Below are 17,205 nucleotides of genomic sequence, written 5' to 3'. Positions count from 1 at the left end.
GACCGGCCCGTCAGTCCTCGATGGGGGTTCGGCGGGCACCGGCGGGCCAGAGGATGGTGGTCGGGACGCCGTGGTGCCGCGCCCAGTCGATGGTCCGATCCGTCGACGCGGGGTGGCGGCCAGGTTTGCCGTCCCACACCGCCACGAGCCGCTGCACCCGTCGAACCAGCTCACGGTTGGCAACCACGTAGGCGGCGGTGTCCGAGCGGACGTGACCGGTGTAGACGACCGCCGCCGCCCGGTCGAGCAGCTCGTCGAAGGCGAGCCGGTTCTCCGGCCTGATCACCGCGGCCCGGTAGTCGCGGGCCGGCAGGATCACCTCGTAGGTGCCGCCCAGATCGAGGACCGTACGCGCGAAGACCTGGTCCGCACCGGCCGCCAGGCAGGTCACGCCGTGCACGGGCCGGTCGCTGATCCGGCCCAACTCGACGCGGAGCGCGTCGGCGACGAGCAGCTCGGTGTCGCGGGTCAGGTTGATGTGCCCGGTCACGCCGACGCGGACCGGGCCGAAATCAGGCGGCATCCCTCGGGCCTCCCCGCTGCGCGGGCACCGGAGGTGCCAGCCGGATCAGCTCGAACCCGTTGTCGGACAGCACATCAGGCAGGGCCCTGATCCCCTCACGATTCTGCTCCTGCACGTCGGACGGCAACTCCTCCCACGGCCGCAGGGCGGGATGCCGCCGCTGGACGTCATCACGCGGGTCACCGTACGTCCAGCCGTCCCCGCGCCGTTCCCGGCACCACCGGTCGTGCTCCAGGCGGGCGAGTTCCTCGATCCTGTCGTCGATGGCCTGCCCGGCGGCCGAGGCGTCACCGGTGCCACCGTGGCGGGGGGCCACGACGCAACCGAGGTCCAGCAGTTTGGCGGCGATGTCCTGCACGTGGGCCCGGTTGGCCCGCCGCAACGACTCGGGTAGTCGTGACCAGCTCACCATCGCCGGGGCATCGCCGAGTCGTACCCCGGCGCGTTGCTGAGCCTGGACGTACCGCTCGTGGATCAGCCGGGCCAGCCGCTCGGTGAGGTCCTCGGCGATCAGCCGGGCGTCGCAGGCGTGGGTGAGCACCGGGTAGAGGCGGAGCTTGCCGTGCACCTCGTCGAGCAGGTCGTGACGGGAGTCGCCGTGGAAGGCCGCGGCGAGCGCCGCCTGCCGGTAGACCGGCACGAACACGGCGCTCTCGGCGCCCTGCCACAGGGCGGGCGTGTCCAGCACGAACCGCAGGCCGCTGATCTCGTCAGGTGCGCAGACGTAGATGCGGTCGTAGCGGTCGCGGCCGAGACCGACGACACCGTCGAGATCAAGGTCGTACGCGGTCAACTGGCACACGGTGGCCAGGAACGGGTACCGCGACGACGCAAGAGCGATCTCGGTCCCGGCATCCGGTGCCACGACGTCCACCCGCAGGGGTGGCACGCCCTGGCCCCGGGGGGTATCGGCTCGGGATGCGCGCCAGTGCCGGGCGGTCTCCACCAGGAGAGCCCGGCGGAAGGCGCCGGTGCCCGCGATGAGGATCCTGGTTGGTCGGTCTGCCCCGCTGGGCAGCGGGTGGTGCCGGTTCAGCGCGCGTGCGGCGACGTCGTCGACGTGGAAGTAGTCCAGCCGCAGCCGGCTGGACCCAGCGGCACCGAGTCGTCGGGCCTGCAGGGACAGACACATCTCCGAGTCGTGCACCAGGATGTAGACCCGCGGCGGTTGCCGTCGGTCCTGGATGAGCCGGTTGGCGGTGTTGGCGATCGCGTGGTTGCGGTCGTCGTCCTCGCTGCAGGCGTAGATGGTGTGGGCTCGGGGCAGGCCGGCGCCGCGCAACACCTCGGGGCTGGTCGGGTCGCCGACCACGCCAAGGTACCGGCGCCACCGGTACTCCAGCGGCCCGAACGGTTCGGAGCGCACCACCACCACACGTTCGCCGTCGGCGAAGAGCCGGTCGGCGAGCATGCGGGCGAACTGGGAGTCCCCGCAGACCAGGACGTGACCACGTGCCCGACGGGCGCGCAGGCGACGACTCTCGGCGGCCAGCAGCAGCCGGCTGGCCTCGGCGACGGCGAGGAGCGTGAACAGCGGGGCGGCGAACCGGGCGACCTGCAACTGCCACGGGTAGGGGCCGGCGTCCTGGAATGGTTCGGCGCCGAAGACGAAGAGCTGAAGGTCGTAGTACAGCACATCGTACGGATCGTGGGCGACGTCTGGTCGGGCCTGGAGCAGGCGCTCGAAGCCGACATAGCCGAGGACGAGAGCGGCCAGCCCGATCACTCCGAAGAGGACTCGCAGACTCCAGCCGGTCGGGCGGGACGAGCCGGCGACCGGATCCGTCATGAGCTCATGGTATTTGACGAGGTCGATCGGATCGTCGCTCGACGCGCACGCGCGCACACCTACGGCTCCGGATCGATCACGGAAAGTCGTCGGGTCGGGTGTCGGGCAGCGTGGCCAGCAGTTGCCCGGCCAGCCGCCGCACCGCGCCGTCATCCTCCTGATGCGCGAGCCGCACGAGCATCTCCCGGGTCCGGGTGTCCCTGTCGTAGTGCCGGGTCAACGCGAGCAACGCGGTCCGGCGGATCTCCCAGTCATCGTCGTCAGCCAGCCGCAGCAGCAGGTCCCGTACCCCCGTGCGGCCGGCCAGGCTGGCGCCCAGCTGCTCGACTGCCCGGCGGCGAACCTCCAGGGCCGGATCGTCGCGGACCAGCCCGACCAGCAGCACCTGAACCTCCGGGTCGGCACCGAAGTGTTCGCCGAGCGCGGCGGCGATGCGGGCGCGGATCGCCGGGTTCTGGTCCGACAGGCGGCGCATGAGTCGCAGCGTCACCGCCATGGACGCCGACCCCTGCTCGGTCAGACAGCGCACGGCAGCGTCGAACACTGTCGGGTCGGTGTCGGACTCGACGCATTCCAGCAGCACGTCGGTCACCAGTTCCGGGCTCCCGTACGCGCAGAGGGTCTGCACGGCGGCCAACCGGATGCCGACGTAGCTGTCCCGGCGTGCCCGCCGGCACAGTGTCTCCATCAGGCCCGGGGCCTCGCCGTGGCGGGTGAGCGCCTGTGCGGCGGCGCACAACACGTTCGGGTCGGGGTCCCGACTGACCTGCTCGGCAAGGCACTCCCGCACCTCAAGATCCGGTGGGTCGGCGAGACGGGCCAGGCTACGGGTGACCCGCAGCCGGACGATCGGGTCCCGCTCCTGGGAGGCGCGGCTGATGAGCAGGTCCCGGGTCGCGTGACCGAACAACGGTCGCCCGGTGAGCAGGTCGACCGCGGCGAGCCGGACGCTCGCGGTCGGATCGCGTCGAGCGCTCTCCAACAGCAGTTCCCCGGTGCGGTGGTCGGGGTAGGCCTCGGCCAGCGCGCGCACCGCGGCGAGGCGTACCGTCGCGTCCTCGTCGACGCGAGCCGAGCGGGCCACCACGGTCCACCCCGTGTCGTCGGCGCGGTCCCGGTCGATCAGAGCGGTGACCGCGGCGGCCCGCACGGAGGACTCCTCGTCCTGCTCGATCTGATCGATCAGCCGGGCCCGGCAGCGCCCCTCCGGGTCGGGTACGAGCGCCAACCGCTGCACGGCGACCGCGCGGACCCGCGCCGACGTGTCCGAGCAGGCCAGCTTCAGCAGCAGCTCGGTGCTCTCCGGGTCGGGTCGCTCGGGCAGCAGCTCGGTCAGAACGCCGCGTCGGACCTCGTCCGGGGAATCGCCGGTGACCCGCTGCAACGCCGTGGTTCGTGCGGTCTCGGCGTACTCCGGCAGAACCAGCAGACCCTTCAGCGCGCACTGCACCACGCCGGGGTCGGCGTCGGTGGCCAGCAGTCGCTGCATTGTCTCGGGTGCGTCCGGCAGGTCGGCGCAACGTGCGGTGAGCACTCCGGCGGCGGCGCGCCGCACCGCGACGGCGGTGTCCCCGGTGGCTCTGGCCAGCACCTGACGGACGTCGTCGGAGAGTTCGGACCGGGCGCCGAGGGACTGCACGGCCAGTGCCCGCACCGCGAGGTCGGGGGAACTGGCGAAACCGCGCAGCACGTCCACGAGGTCGGGGTCGGCATTGAAGTGAGCGACCAGTGCGCGTACGGCGGCCTGCCGTACCGCGGTGGAGACCTCGGCCTGCGCCTGGGCGACCAGGATGTCCCGGCATCGGCGACTACTGCCGCCGGTGGCCTGCAGGCGGCCGGCGGCCTCGGCCAGCCCGGCGACCAGGGTGAGATGGGCCTGGCGCTCGCGGCCCTGCCCCAGCTCCCGGACGAGCAGGTCCTCCATCTGCTCGTCGGCGGTGGACAGCACCGCCGCGATCCGGGTGGCGAAGGGAGAGCCGGATCGCCAACTGGTCCGGACACCACGGCGGCGGTACCAGTGCAGGAAGATCTCCCGGCCGGGCCAACTCGGGCCGAGCGCCCGGATCGAGGACAGCAGCTCCTGCTCGGTGAGATCCACCAGGTTCGGGTCGTCCGCGGAGATGCCATGCTCGATGAGACGCACGACCTGCCGCAGCACGGCGTCGCCCGCGTCGGCCAGTTCGGCGGGCTGCGGCGCCTCAGCCACGCACTGCGCCGCCAGCACCAGGTTCCACGGCGGCCCGGTCAGGTTCAGCGGTGGCCACGGTTGGGTGGCCTCGGTGGCGAGCAGGGTGACCAGCTCGTTGGCGGTCTGGGCGGGGAGAGCGCTGGCGACGAGTCGAAGCACCTCCCGCCACGACGGATCGGCCCAGTGCTCGCGAAACAGTGAACGCAGACGATCGAGGCCCCAGGTCGGATCGTGATCGAATCTGTCCACGATCTCCTCTGCACAGAAGAACTCCAGGAACGCGCGGTGCACGAACCCGAACAGTCGTAGCCCGTAACGCTCCAGGATGAAGCTTCGCTGCCGCAATTTTTCGATCATTGAGTAGGCCATGGCGAGCGCCCGCTCATTCTCGAAGCCGTAGAACGCGACGAGGTGGTCCCGGAAGATGCGCGCCAGTTCGTCGGACTCGATGTAGTTTCCGGCGGGGCCGGACTCGCGGAACTGCATCCAGTACGCCAGGTGACGCAGCAGCCGACGCTTTGCCTGCAGGTCCAGCGACGGCACGTCGCCGTGGCTCTCGCGCAGTTGCTTTGTCACATCCCACTCGGAGATCAGAACGTCGGTCACGTGCGCGTAGAGCCGGCGTCGGTTGCGGGGCAGCGGGTGACCCCGGCCGACGATCGCCATGAGCATCAGCAGCAGGGGGTTGCCGGCGATCTCGCGCATCGCTCGAGAACTGCCCACCACGTCGAGGATCTGTCGCCGCTGCCGCTCTGCCTCCGCGGCCGGCGTGGGCATCACGTAGCGGTACCAGTTGCCGAGGAACCTCGCGATCTGCTCGTCGTCGAGATCCTCCAGGGTGAAGTGGTCGAAGCCGGCGTTGGCAAAGGTGTGCCGCTGGTAGCCGGCCGCCCGCGAGGTGACCACCGTCAGCACTCCCGGGTACTCGTTGGCGAACGTGGCGATCTGCGCGGCCACCTCTTCCCGCTGTGCCGGGTCGAACACCTCGTCCAGGCCGTCGAACAGGAACAGTGCCTGACCGCCCTGGCGCAGGTACGCCTCCAGCACGTCCTGGTCGATGCCGGCCAGCCCCTGCTGGTGGCGGTGGCCGACGTAGTCGAGCAAGCCGTCGCACCGGCCGTCCCCGTGATGGGTGGCGTACGAGCGCAGCTCGATCAGGACGGGTAGGTACCGGTCCAGCGCACTCAGTCGAGGCTCGGCGCAGACCTCGGCCAGCGTCAGCGCCAGGTACCGCGCGGCCGCGGACTTGCCGGAGCCGGGGTCGCCGAGCAGCACGATCATGCGCCGGCCCGGGTCGGACACCACATCGAACAACGACAGCTCGTCCTTGGCCGCGTACTCCTCCCAGAGCCGCTCCACCTCCTCCGGGTTGACCACCCCGGGCAGCCCGCCGACGTCGTCGCCCGGCGTGGACCCGGCCCATCGCCACCACGCCAGGGGCATCTCCGGTCGCGCGTCCTCGTGGACGCGGGGTTCCACGAACACCTTGGGCAGCCCGACGGTGAGGTAGCCGATGGTGGGACGCGGTGAGACCGCGTCCACCGAGACGGTGTGGTATCTCAGCGACAACTGCTTGTAGTACTGGTTGCGGACGGCCGTCGGCAGGTGGGTGTCCGGGTCGGCGGGCTCGCGCGCCGGGGACCTGCCACTGCGTACGTCGGCCAGTGCGGCGGTCACCTTGGCGGTGAGGTCGTCCACGCCGGAGAAGAAGGCGCAGAGGTGACGCTCCTTGAGCTCACGGCGCAAAGCGACGATCTGCTGCCAGTCGGCGTCCCGGTCGATCATGTCGACCGGCCAGGGCGTGTCCTCCGCGAGCAGGAAAACCAGACACGGCTTTCCCGCCGCGAGCGCCTCCCGGTATTCCAACTCGGTGATCGAGGACTCCTGGCCCGGCGGCCGGAACCCGTACCGCCAGGCGAACAGTCCCACGTAGAGGTCGCATCGGCGCACGTCGGCGAGGCAGCGTTCCAACGGCGGACGGATGTCGGCGCCGTACGCCTCCATGGCCACGTCGTCGATCTCCAGACGGCGAGCCACGGCGTGCACGGCAGCGCGGTATTCCAGCAGGTCCTTTTGTGTGGCCGAAATGTAGACCTTCATGAACGGCAAACTCCAGGGAGTGGCTGGCGACCGCACCATTGAAAATATCAGCAGTTGTCACGTCCGTCCGACCCGCGAACACTCCGAATGCCCGCCGTACATGGGATTCCCGCTCACCCCGGGCCTATGATGACCGTCAACAGATACGGATCCGGGCGGTCGATACTCGTACCAGTGGAGTCTCGGTTGTCCGACGCCGATCCGTGTCAGTGCCGGTCGCGAGGGGTGTACGTCAATCAGCATGAGCCGCATACCGCGCGATGAGCGTGGGTCGGTGGCAGCGTTGCGGAGGAAGCCATGCTCACTGTCGGTGAGGTGCACACCAGCCTTCTGCAACACAGCACGGCGTTGGCCCAGGAGCAGAGCGCCGAAATGCTCAGCCTGATCGAAGGCGAGGCCGTGCTGACCTCCCGGCGTCCATCGCTGTACGCGGTGTCACCCGATGTCCGCACCGGTGTCGACTGCTGGCTCCCGAGCGCCAGAGGACGCCAGTTGCGTGGGGTGGGAGCCGTGGTCACCCGGGCCATCGTCACCGGCGGCCGGATGGTGCAGGCCTCCTCGGTCATCCACGTCGTCGCCGGCAAGCGCCGCCAGCCGTGGTCGCACTATCTGGCCAACCCCGGCGTCCTGGAGACGGTCGGCAAGCTGGACGTCGCCGACCTGAGCGCGGGCTTCCTGCACGGCAACAACGCCGACGTGCTGAACCTGGAGGCGATCACCGGCCGGGTTCTCGACGGTGTGCAGATGTCCGACCTGCTGGACCGGCGTCCGCCACTGCGCACCGCCCGCACACGGCTGCGCTGGACCGCGCAGGCCGACGCGCGCTCGGACCGGGACGTCTCGGCGGTGGTGACCGTGGACTCGCCCACCCTACGTACGGTCGAACTCGTGCTCGACCCGCAGGACGTGCCGGCCGCCGTGGCCGGGCTCTGCGAAGATCTCGCGTTGCACGACTGGCTGCTGACCATGCTGTCCTCGCTGGTGGAGTCCGCGGTCACCCGATCGGCCTCCGGGCAGGAGCACGTCGAGCGGCTGCGGCCGGTGCTGGAGCACCTGCTGCACCTGTGGCTGCCCGGCGCGCGGGTGCACCCGCGGCTGCGGCCGATCTGGGAGCAGTTGGAACAGGTACCCGGCTTCAGCCGTCAATGGAACTCGTCGGTCAACTGGATCCGGGATCAGATCAGCGTGAGCAACATGGCTCTGCTGCGCGACCTGGCCGGCCGGGTGGCCGTCGACGAGCCGTGCGGGAGCTGACGAAGTTCAGTCGCTGATGAACACGTAGCTCAGCCGGTCGACCAACTCGCTGGGCAGGAGCAGGCCCTCACCGCCAGCCCGTTTGGCGACCTGCTGCGCGACCGTCGGCGGCACTGCCACCTGACCGAGGATGGTCCGTACGGCCAGCTCCACCGGCAGGTACTGGGTGCCCATCAGGGTCAGCGTGCGATACGCGCAGAACGGCGCGGCCGCCGGGTTCAGCTGGACGATCGCCGGCAGTTCGTCCCAGTCCGTCGGCAGCTCGCCGGCGAGCCGGCACGGTTGCGTCATCGTCTCGCCGCGATGCCGTAGCACGCCAAGTCGGGTCATCTGCCAGACCGAAGCGAGCAGGGCGCAGGCCCACACCCGGGTGTCCGGCTCGTCGGACCAGAGCTCGATGTCGACGAAGATGGAGTGCCGGGGATCACCGGACTGCAACGGCGGAGTCCACGGGCGTGGCAGGGTCATCGCCGGCGCGTCGACGTGCCCGGGAGACCGCTTACCGTTGGACAGCCAGCCCGACTCGTTCAGCGGTGGACGACTCCCGGTGGTGTGCCGAGGTGGTTCGACCACCAGCGTGTCGACCACCAGCCGGGCCAGCTCGGCGCCGTCGTGCCGGGCGAAGCTGGACTCCCGGGCCACGTAGTCCAGGACCAGGCCGTGCTCCGCCGCGGCGCTCTGCACCTGCGGTATCACCTCGCGGGGGGTACCGAAGCGGTGGAAGTAGTCGTCCATCATGAAGCAGGTGCTGATCCGCGGCTCCCGGTGCGCGGGCAGCCCTCGTCGGGCCAGAGCCGGGATCGCGGCAGACCAGTCCGCGATCCGCTCGAACTTGCGTTTCAGCTCGTCACACCCGTCGCCGAAGTCCTCCGCGTAGAAGTGCCCCAGCTCCACGGACAGATGCGAGTACGCCACGCTCTCTGTCCGACGCACCGCAGCTGCCTCCTGGAACCTGACATCCATGCCGATCACGCGGTGTCCCATGCCGTCTCGTCGAAAAGCTTCTCAGTCAGGTCAACGAAGGCGTCCACCGTCTTGACGTTGGCAATTTTGGATTGCACGTCGTGATCGGAGATGAGCTGCTCCCGCCACTGCAGCAGAGGATCCAACGGCACCGCGCCGAGCAGCGTCGTACGCCCGACACCTCGGCGTCGGGCCAGCTCCGACAGCTCCGCGTCGCACTTACGCAGGAATGCCTGCTGAGCGAGGCCGAGGTGGCCGACCTCCGGGCCACGTGAGTCGATCACCGCCGTACGGATGAAGCGCAGCGACTCCCGTAGCCTGTCCGGCTCGTGGCCGTACTCCTTGCCCATGGCCACGATCCCACCCGCCTCGAACGCCAGGTCCGCCGCTGCGGTGACGTGCTGGGGAGTCCATCGGTGGAAGACCAACCAGCGCACGGCGACCTTGCGCAGGGTCGAGGTCGCGGTGGCGGCCAGCGCGATCTGGCTGGCGTACGACCGGCCGGCGCTGAGATCCACCAGGGTCAGGTCGAACTCCTCCTCCAGGCGGAGGAACAGCTCGGCGCAGCGTTTGGCGATGTCGTTGGTGAAACCGAACTCGCTACCGTTGCGTTGTCCCGGCAGGAGCACCAACGGACCGGACCCGATGGGCCTCTGACGCAGACTGGCACGTTCGGAGGTGCCCCACACGTCCAACTGCTCCGGAGACGGAATCTCCCCGCGCAGATATCGGTGCAGCCCGCCACCGTTGGGCCCGGCGCCCTCCACGCCGTTGACGGCCTGGGGAATCTGGAAGGTGATGCCGGCGGTCGGCGAGCCGAAGTCGTAATCCAGGTAGCAGGTGGGGCGACCGGACAACGCGCTGCGGTAGGCGATGTTCGCCGCGGTCACCGACCGCCCGGTGCCGCCCTTGTGCGACGTGACGAAGACCAGCATTCAGATCCCCTCGCTGGCCTTCTGCTGCCCGGTGGCGATGTCGTTGAGCAGCAACAGGAGAGTGTTCACCAGAGCGGCCGCCGTGCCGGGACGCTCGTCGACCAGCAGCTGCGCGCGGCCCAGGCTGGCTCGGATGCTGCGCATGCTGCGTTGCATCGCCTCACCGTCGAAGGTGCCACGCATCAACTCCCGGTCGAACAGATATTCGGCCTCGTCAATGAGATCCTGCGCGTAGTCGGCCAGCCGGCCGGCCCGTGGGAACGGCCGCTCCCACAGCAGCTGACCGGAGGTGACCAGAGCCTGCACCACCCGCTCGGTCAGATACCAGGAGGGTGCGTCCGGCTTCGGCGCCAGGCCGGGAAAAGCACCACCGGCGTGGTCCCACAGCCCCTGGTGCCGGCCGTCCGGGATGCGCCGCAGCAGAAGGTGGTCCCACACCTCGTCGGCCAGCTCGAGCAGTTCACTGCGCCGTCGGGCGTTGCTCAGCAGACCGGCGACGGCGGCAGCCCGCTGCAGCAGCACCACGGAGAACTCGTTCACGTTCCACGTCATGATCGGCTTTGACGTGTCGTCGTTCAGGGTCACCCGCTTGCCTGGCGCGTGTACGAACAGCGCCGGCTCGCCGGGCGACGCCCGCCGGGTGATCCGCGCCCGCTGCGCCAGCTCCACCAGCACCGAGGCGATCCGGCCGAGCTCCTCGTCACCGCCGCGCCCAACGGCGATCAGGCCCTTCACCGCCAGCGACGTGGCCTGGAGGGTGTAGTAGTCGGTCCGGTCACCGTCGGTCGTCCGCCAGGGGATGTCCTCGATGGGCCACCGCCGTCGGTTGCCGAAGGTGGCCACCGTCGCCCAGTACGTGCGGGTGAGCTCCCAACGCAGTTGCAGCGCCCGGGACAGCCGCTGCTGCTCCTCGTTGAGCAACCCGAGCAGCCGGGTGCGTTCGGAGTTCAGATCCTCGATGGCGTCCATCGCGATGACGGTGAAGTAGAGGTAGGGGGCGTTCTCCGCGGAGCCCTCACGTTGCAAGCCGATCGGCTCGGTGGTCGGAACCTCCTCAGCACCGGAGATGATCCCCCAGGACCAGCCGCACTCGAACAGCATCTCGCTGTTGTCCAGGTCCTCGGTCACCCGACCCGACCCGATGATCACGCTGCGCAGACTCGCCATCGTGTCCCGCAACTGCTCGCGCAGCGCCGCCACCAGCTCGCGGCGCGGCAGCTCGTCCTGGTTGACCATGTCGCACAGACGAATGCCGTACTCGTCGGTGGAGGTGAAGACGAAGGTGCTGAAGCTGCGGAGCAGGCCGACCATCGCCGCCGTGAGGCGTGCGCTCGCCATCGCGTCCAGTTCGTCCAGTTGCGCCAACAGGTCGCGCCGCTGGGTGGAGCCCCGGTAGACCTTGACGAAACCGATGGTCGCCAACGTGAGTGTGACCGACACCGCGAACGAGTCCACGATGTCCAGGGAACGCTGCTCGTCGGTGAGCTCCGGGCCGCCCTCCAGCGAGGTGAGGTAGCTGCCCCCGCCGAAGATCGGAGTGCCGGCGTCGTCGGTGTACCGCCGGAAATAGTCGATCATCACGCTGACCAGCCGGCGGGGAATCTCGATCGCGCCGCCGATAGGACTGAGCGCCTCGATCACCTCCTCGTCGGCGCGATCCGGGTCGTCCAACGACAACACCGGGACCTTTGCCGCGGGGAGCAACAGGGTCAGCAGTTGCTCCGCGTCGCCGATCGAGTTGCTGCCACTTCGGCCACCCCAGTGCCATTCACCGTTCGCCCAGCAACTGCGAACCGTAGCCCGCCAGATGTCGAGGATCTCCTGGCGCGGCTGCATCCGCATGATCCACCGCCGTCTGTTGTAGTCGTCGACTCGAAACCTCTGGTATTGCCGTGCCCACGATGACGTACAGCATCATGGTAGCGGGCCAGTCGAGTGCCACTTGAATGGCTTCGACGGCCGCGTGTTGACACTCCGGCCGATGGTGCGCGACGGATTGTCGCGCCGCCACGCTGCGCCGACAGCACGGCATCGGCGCATCGCACCGGCACGCGTCGGCGCTATCCGCGAGTACGACCGGTGGCCAGCAGCATGCTCAAGTACCCGTCCCGTAGCGGCGGCTTGGGCCGCACCTCGTGGACGTCCAGGTCGTACGCGCCCGCCGCGATGCTGGCCACCACGTCGGCGCGCTGCAGTGCCACCGCCGGGAACATCCGCTGACCGACGCTGTAGCCGAGGGACCCGAGCATGACCGTCACGGCGAAAGGCGACCCGGGCCGCAGCGCGTCCAGGAACCGACCGATCGCGTGCTCGGCCTCGGCCCGGTCGGCCGAGATGGAGCAGGCCACGAAGAACATCGTGCCGGCGCTCCACGCATGCCTCGGCAGTGTGAAAACGCTGGCCCGCACCACCCGGCCCACCTGCGCCAGGCGCCGACGAGGGTCCGCCAGTGCCGCGTACGCCGGGTGCTCCGCGCACACCTGCCAGTACGGGTCCCAGAGCTGGTCGTAGCTGTCGACCTGTGTGCGCAGCCAGTTCACGTTCGGCGTCGACCATTCACACAGGTCGACGGCCGTCGCGAACGGCAGAAGCGACAGGGCCGGGTACAGATTCGCTCCCGATCCCACGTCGACGCACCGCGCGTCGGAGAGCTTCGCCTCGGCGAAGAAGTCTCGGATGCGGCAGAGTATTTCCCGATCGTCGGACCGCAGATCCGCGTAGTTGTGCCGGACATATGCCTGCGGGTCGAAGCTGTCCCACTCGACGTCGGAATTGACCGGCCTCGGCGACTGGATCGGCGAGCGGGGCGTCGACTCGCCGCAACCGCCCCCAGTCGCCGGGGTCAACGACATGGATGGGCCTCCATCGGATCGGCGGATCACATTGGTCGCTGAAGCGGCGCTCGGTGCTGTCCATTATCTATCGAAGGTGGTGTTGGCCCACAAGTGCAGGAACTTCACCGTCCGCCGAGATTGACGACGACAGGACGCTGGCCGGATGTCGCCAACCCGACCAGATCGCTTCCCGGTGATTGGCCCGGCCTGCGCTCAGTGCAGTCCTCGGGGTGGTGCGGCAATCGGTGAGGCTGGAGCTTGACGCATACGTCGACCATCTGCTTATGTTGATGACATGACTAAGCCCTCGCCGTCGATGCGGGAACCCACGTACTTCATCCTCGCCGCGTTGCAGGACGAGCCGTTGCACGGCTACGCCATCGTCAAGCGTGCGCAGGAGCTGTCCGACGGGCGAGTGCGGTTGACGACCGGCACGCTGTACGCCGCGCTGGACCGTCTCACCGGCGAGGAGATGGTGCGGGTGGCCGAAGAGACGGTGGTCAACGGTCGCGCCCGTCGCACCTATGAGCTGACCGAGCGCGGGCTGTCCGCACTGCGCGAGGAGGCGGCTCGGATGGCCGCTGCGGCCCGGGTCGTTCGAGACCGTTCCGTACGGTCGACGGCCGCGACGATTCGGACGGCGTCGGCATGACCGGCCTGGAGCGCCGCTACCGGTGGCTGCTGCGCGCGTACCCTCGGGCCTACCGGCAGTACCGCGCCGACGAGATGCTGGAAACGCTGCTGGTCGCGGGCGAGACGGACCGGAGGCACCCGAGGCTTCGGGAGTCCCTCGCACTCGTGGTGGGAGGTCTGCGGGTCCGCTCCGGTGTGGACCAGCTCCGCTCCCGGGACGCCTTGCGACACTCCGCCCTGCGATCGACCGCGCTGTGCCTGCTCGTGTGCGGCGTCGCCCTGACGGCCCTGCCCCTCACGTGGCGCCTGTGGCTGCTGGTGCCGGGTAATTCAGCCAGCTTTCTGTGGGAGCGAAGCTCGGTCACGCCCGCATTGCTGCTTGTCGCACTGGCCGCCGCAGTGTGGGCTCGCTACCGCCTCGCCCTTCCCCTGACCATTGGCGCCTTCGGCTGGGACATCTGGCACTCCATAGCGAATGACCTGAGGTACGCGGTCGAGCCATGGGCAAGGTACGACTCTGCTCTGGGGCTCCGGACCGGCCTCTACCTGATCATGCAAATATCCACGTGGGTATGCCTGTTGGCCGTGTTGACAATGGTGCCGCTCCTTCGAGCGCGCCGACCACGGGCAACGCGACAATGGACCTGGCTTCTCGGCGCCACGACAGCCATAGTGATAATTACGCCCAACCCGCTCAATGGCTGGACAGACGGACTGACCCTTCCGGTCATCATGGCCGCCGGGCTGGTGGCGGCCCTCGTGGGTGCGGCACTCGATGTGCGGGTGTCGATCGCGGCCAGCGCGGTCCTTCTGGCGCTGATGCTGCCCATGCTGGCCTATCAGCCGACCAATTGGACGCTCTACGGTTGGGACTGGAACCCGCGAAACGTGCTCCTCGAAGTCGTGGTCGGGATTTTCGCCATCAACGTCACGGTCAGCAGAATGGCCGCTCGCCGGCACGTCACCCTGTGACCGCGCTCCGCGAAGTTGCTGAGGTGCGGGACATTCGCCCGGTCCGGGCTGGGTGCGAGTCCGAACGCGTGACTTCCGGATCGGCGCACATGTCCGTATGAGCCTGGTAGCGGCGTTCGTACCGATCTGGATCCTCACCGCGGTCGGCTACGCGGCCTGTCGTTGGGGCCTGCTGGGCGATGCGGCGGCGTCGGTGCTCGGCCGATTCGTGTTCCACCTTGCGATGCCAGCCGCCCTGTTCCTCGCCCTGTCCCGAATGCCGCTCTCCGGGTTGGCCGGCCGCCCGCTGCTCGCCTTCGCGACAAGCACCGCCACGGTCATCGGGCTCGGGTGGGTCGGCGCGAGCTGGCTGTTCGGTCGCACGGCCGGCGAACGGCCGATCTGGGGCATGGCCGCCGGTTACGTGAACTCGGCGAACCTCGGCATCCCGATCGCCACGCAGGTTCTCGGCGACGTGTCGTTCCTGGCGGAGGTGGTGCTGCTGCAGGTGCTGGTGGTGACACCCGTGATCCTGGTCGCCCTGGACCGGCACGGCGACCCGGCCGGGCGGGTACGGGTCGGCCGTATCGCCTCCCTGCCGGTACGCAACCCGGTGATCCTGGCGTCGCTGCTCGGTGTCGCGTGCTCGGCTACCGGCCTGCATCTGCCGTCGGTGGCCGGCGCGTCGCTGACCCTGCTGTCGGGCGCCGCGGTTCCGGCCGCGCTGGTCGCGCTCGGCGCGTCGCTGCACCGCACGGCGCTGTCGCAGGCCGAGCCAGCCGTGCCGGGCGAACTGGCCGTGATCACCGCGCTGAAGCTCGTCGCGCAGCCGGTCATCGCGTACGCGGCCGGGGTGGCCTTGCACCTGTCCGCTCCGCAGCTGCTCGCCGTGGTGGTGTGTGCGGGCCTGCCGACGGCGCAGAACACGTTCATCTACGGTCAGGAGTACGGCGTCGGCGAGGCGGTGGCCAACCGGGCGGTGGTGGTGACCACAACGCTGTCGCTGGCAACACTGACCGCGGCGGCGACGTTGCTCAGGTAGGCCGGTCAGCTGACCCGTTCCGAACCGCGTGACTGGCATGCGTGCGTCGGCAACCCGGCCGCGACCAGTGACACAGCGTCACCGGTATCCGTGACGTGGTTGCACTGACGGGTGACCGCGAACGCGGATCGTCTCCGGCACCCTCGCCATCGTCGTGGCCGCCGTCAGCCTCGGCGTCGCCACACTTCAGCTCGGCCTGCCCTGGCAGATGGGCGAGAACGACCGGAACCACGTCTACGAGGGCGCTGCCGGTTCGCAGCGCTACCAGGTTCACCTTCCACCCCAGCACGACGGGACGGCCCGGCTTCCGGTCGTCATGGCCATCCACGGCTGCGCGATGACCGGTTACGGGTGTAACTCCATGAAGTCCACGACGCAGTTCAACAGCCTGGCCGACCGGGAAGGCTTCATCGTCGTCTACCCCACGCAACTGATCTCCCGCAACGTCATCGCCTGCTGGAACTCCGCCGACCCACGGCATCAGCAACGGCACACCGGCGAACCCGCGCTGTTGGCCGGTGTCGCCCGCGAGGTGGTCCAGGAGTACGACGCGGATCCGGCGCGCGTGCACGTAGCTGGTGCCTCGTCGGGCGCGGGGACCGCTGTCATCCTCGGCGTGACCCATCCCGACGTCTTCGCCACGGTGACCTCGGTCGCCGGCGGCGAGTACGGGCTCAACCAGGTCGACCCGGACAACCCGGACGCCACGCCGCCGTTGGACACGGCACGTCAGGGCTGGGCACAGGTGGGCGACCGGGCCCGACGGGTGCCACTGCTGGTCATCCAGGGCGAGCAGGACGAGGTCGTGCCGCCTCTGGTGGGCACCCGACTCGTCGCCCAGTGGACGGAGGTGGGTGACCTCGTCGACGACGGGCTGCCCAACGACAGCCTCGACCCGACCACGACGACCATGTCCGTGCCGGGCGCCGCCGGCCGGCACGCCTACACACGGACGACGATCACCGCGCCGGACGGCTCGTCGATCGTCGAGGCGTACCGCGTCCAGGACATGGGGCACGCCTGGCCTGGCCCCGACGGTGACGGCAGGTACACCGATCACGCGGGCCCGGACGCCAGCGCGATCATGTGGGAGTTCGCCGAGCGCAATTCGATGTCGTGAGGACCGCGTCGGCCGGAATCGGTCGTTCCGTGGACAGGTCGACCGACGCACCTGATGTGGTCGCGGTGCGCCCGACGCCGCCTCGACGAAAGAGAGCACAAATGAAGAGATCCGAGCGGTGGACCGAGTGGGATCGTGGCTGCGCGGCAACAGCCGCACGGCCGCGCGCACGCTCCTGTCCGCTGTGGACGATGGCGTCGGCGGGGCCGTGACTCACAAGCGAAGGGCTTTGAGGACCATGGCGCACATCGATCTCGGGTTGGACGAAAAGCAGTTTCCCGGCATCTCCGGACCGATGCGGTACCGGCCGGAGACGGCGAAGCCACTCAACGAACTGGCCGAGGTGCTGCTGCGTGCCCCTCACTCGCTTCCCGCCGGTGAGCGCGAACTGATCGCCGCGTACGTGTCCGGGCGTAACGACTGCAACTTCTGCTGCGCGTCGCACTCCGCGTTCGCCGCGGCGCAACTCGACGAGGGCTACTCCCTCGTCGACCAGGTGCGCGCGGACCTGGACACCGCCCCGATCTCCGCCAAACTGCGGGCACTGCTGCGCATCGCCGGTGCGGTACAGATCAGTGGTCGCGAGGTCACCACCGAACTCGTCGACGACGCCCGCGCCGAGGGCGCCACCGACCTGGAGATCCACGACACCGTCCTGATCGCCGCCGCGTTCTGCATGTTCAACCGCTACGTCGACGGGCTCGGCACCTTCGCGCCCGAGGGCCGGGACGCCTACGCCGAGACCGCACGTCGGATCGTCGAGGTTGGTTACGGGGCTGCGGTCAGCGGGCCCCCAGCCGCCTGAGCACAGACACGGGTGACCACACCCCGATCCCTCTGCGATGGTCGACGGACAGGTCCGGCCATGCCCGG

13 protein-coding genes are annotated in these 17,205 nt (G+C 69.3%); 6 read left to right on the top strand and 7 right to left on the bottom strand.

Going from position 1 to position 17,205, the window contains the following annotated elements:
* Positions 1-10 precede the first annotated feature (10 nt).
* The 3 genes from ACIBEF_RS11520 to ACIBEF_RS11510 form a co-directional block, all read right to left on the bottom strand.
* Positions 11-523, bottom strand: coding sequence for a hypothetical protein (locus ACIBEF_RS11520; RefSeq protein WP_396793260.1), 513 nt, complete (start codon positions 521-523; stop codon positions 11-13).
* Positions 513-2,312, bottom strand: coding sequence for a RyR domain-containing protein (locus tag ACIBEF_RS11515; RefSeq protein ID WP_396793258.1), 1,800 nt, complete (start codon positions 2,310-2,312; stop codon positions 513-515). Before ACIBEF_RS11515 ends, ACIBEF_RS11520 begins: the two co-directional genes overlap by 11 nt.
* Positions 2,313-2,388: 76 nt before the next feature.
* Positions 2,389-6,600 (bottom strand): HEAT repeat domain-containing protein, encoded by a 4,212-nt coding sequence (locus ACIBEF_RS11510; RefSeq protein ID WP_396793256.1) that lies wholly within the window; start codon positions 6,598-6,600, stop codon positions 2,389-2,391.
* Between the two features lie 297 nt (positions 6,601-6,897).
* Here ACIBEF_RS11510 and ACIBEF_RS11505 point away from each other — a divergent pair, with 297 nt between their 5' ends.
* The gene (locus ACIBEF_RS11505) at positions 6,898-7,854 is read left to right on the top strand and encodes an SCO2521 family protein (RefSeq protein ID WP_396793254.1); all 957 of its coding nucleotides are present in this window, start codon (positions 6,898-6,900) and stop codon (positions 7,852-7,854) included.
* A 6-nt stretch (positions 7,855-7,860) separates the two neighbouring features.
* Here the strand turns inward: ACIBEF_RS11505 and ACIBEF_RS11500 are convergent, their stop codons facing one another.
* From ACIBEF_RS11500 to ACIBEF_RS11485, 4 genes are all read right to left on the bottom strand, one after another.
* Complete coding sequence (locus ACIBEF_RS11500; protein WP_396793401.1) at positions 7,861-8,817, bottom strand: SCO2522 family protein; 957 nt, start codon at positions 8,815-8,817, stop codon at positions 7,861-7,863.
* A gap of 5 nt (positions 8,818-8,822) precedes the next feature.
* Positions 8,823-9,752 (bottom strand): SCO2523 family variant P-loop protein, encoded by a 930-nt coding sequence (locus ACIBEF_RS11495; RefSeq protein ID WP_350853374.1) that lies wholly within the window; start codon positions 9,750-9,752, stop codon positions 8,823-8,825.
* The gene (locus ACIBEF_RS11490; RefSeq protein ID WP_396793252.1) at positions 9,753-11,594 is read right to left on the bottom strand and encodes an SCO2524 family protein; all 1,842 of its coding nucleotides are present in this window, start codon (positions 11,592-11,594) and stop codon (positions 9,753-9,755) included.
* 218 nt (positions 11,595-11,812) lie between these two features.
* On the bottom strand, positions 11,813-12,604 hold the full coding sequence (locus tag ACIBEF_RS11485; RefSeq protein ID WP_396793250.1) for an SCO2525 family SAM-dependent methyltransferase: 792 nt from the start codon (positions 12,602-12,604) through the stop codon (positions 11,813-11,815).
* Positions 12,605-12,881: 277 nt separating this feature from the next.
* Here ACIBEF_RS11485 and ACIBEF_RS11480 point away from each other — a divergent pair, with 277 nt between their 5' ends.
* The 5 genes from ACIBEF_RS11480 to ACIBEF_RS11460 all read left to right on the top strand — a co-directional run bounded on the left by ACIBEF_RS11480 (position 12,882) and on the right by ACIBEF_RS11460 (position 17,137).
* Entirely contained in the window at positions 12,882-13,238 is a 357-nt protein-coding gene (locus tag ACIBEF_RS11480; protein WP_396793248.1) for a PadR family transcriptional regulator, read from the top strand.
* Positions 13,235-14,191, top strand: a complete 957-nt coding sequence (locus tag ACIBEF_RS11475; RefSeq protein ID WP_396793246.1) for a hypothetical protein — start codon at positions 13,235-13,237, stop codon at positions 14,189-14,191. The genes ACIBEF_RS11480 and ACIBEF_RS11475 overlap by 4 nt, the downstream gene beginning before the upstream one ends.
* A 97-nt stretch (positions 14,192-14,288) precedes the next feature.
* Entirely contained in the window at positions 14,289-15,212 is a 924-nt protein-coding gene (locus tag ACIBEF_RS11470; RefSeq protein WP_396793244.1) for an AEC family transporter, read from the top strand.
* A gap of 154 nt (positions 15,213-15,366) precedes the next feature.
* A complete protein-coding gene (locus tag ACIBEF_RS11465) occupies positions 15,367-16,332 on the top strand; it encodes an alpha/beta hydrolase family esterase (protein ID WP_396793242.1) in 966 nt (321 codons plus the stop codon).
* 238 nt (positions 16,333-16,570) lie between these two features.
* Positions 16,571-17,137: a carboxymuconolactone decarboxylase family protein gene (locus ACIBEF_RS11460; RefSeq protein ID WP_355008744.1), complete on the top strand. Its 567-nt coding sequence runs from the start codon at positions 16,571-16,573 to the stop codon at positions 17,135-17,137.
* The last annotated feature ends 68 nt before the right edge of the window (positions 17,138-17,205 follow it).

The organism is Micromonospora sp. NPDC050795 (assembly GCF_044456785.1).
Classification (GTDB): Bacteria; Actinomycetota; Actinomycetes; order Mycobacteriales; family Micromonosporaceae; genus Micromonospora.
Note: the sequence above shows the minus strand (reverse complement) of the source record. Positions and strands in the feature narration are given on the sequence as shown.

Excerpts from the sequence above, each read along its gene's own strand:
- ACIBEF_RS11520 (WP_396793260.1), bottom strand. The coding sequence starts at position 523 with ATGCCGCCTGATTTCGGCCCGGTCCGCGTCGGCGTGACCGGGCACATC.
- ACIBEF_RS11515 (WP_396793258.1), bottom strand. The coding sequence starts at position 2,312 with ATGACGGATCCGGTCGCCGGCTCGTCCCGCCCGACCGGCTGGAGTCTG.
- ACIBEF_RS11510 (WP_396793256.1), bottom strand. The coding sequence starts at position 6,600 with ATGAAGGTCTACATTTCGGCCACACAAAAGGACCTGCTGGAATACCGC.
- ACIBEF_RS11505 (WP_396793254.1), top strand. The coding sequence starts at position 6,898 with ATGCTCACTGTCGGTGAGGTGCACACCAGCCTTCTGCAACACAGCACG.
- ACIBEF_RS11500 (WP_396793401.1), bottom strand. The coding sequence starts at position 8,817 with ATGGATGTCAGGTTCCAGGAGGCAGCTGCGGTGCGTCGGACAGAGAGC.
- ACIBEF_RS11495 (WP_350853374.1), bottom strand. The coding sequence starts at position 9,752 with ATGCTGGTCTTCGTCACGTCGCACAAGGGCGGCACCGGGCGGTCGGTG.
- ACIBEF_RS11490 (WP_396793252.1), bottom strand. The coding sequence starts at position 11,594 with ATGCGGATGCAGCCGCGCCAGGAGATCCTCGACATCTGGCGGGCTACG.
- ACIBEF_RS11485 (WP_396793250.1), bottom strand. The coding sequence starts at position 12,604 with ATGTCGTTGACCCCGGCGACTGGGGGCGGTTGCGGCGAGTCGACGCCC.
- ACIBEF_RS11480 (WP_396793248.1), top strand. The coding sequence starts at position 12,882 with ATGACTAAGCCCTCGCCGTCGATGCGGGAACCCACGTACTTCATCCTC.
- ACIBEF_RS11475 (WP_396793246.1), top strand. The coding sequence starts at position 13,235 with ATGACCGGCCTGGAGCGCCGCTACCGGTGGCTGCTGCGCGCGTACCCT.
- ACIBEF_RS11470 (WP_396793244.1), top strand. The coding sequence starts at position 14,289 with ATGAGCCTGGTAGCGGCGTTCGTACCGATCTGGATCCTCACCGCGGTC.
- ACIBEF_RS11460 (WP_355008744.1), top strand. The coding sequence starts at position 16,571 with ATGGCGCACATCGATCTCGGGTTGGACGAAAAGCAGTTTCCCGGCATC.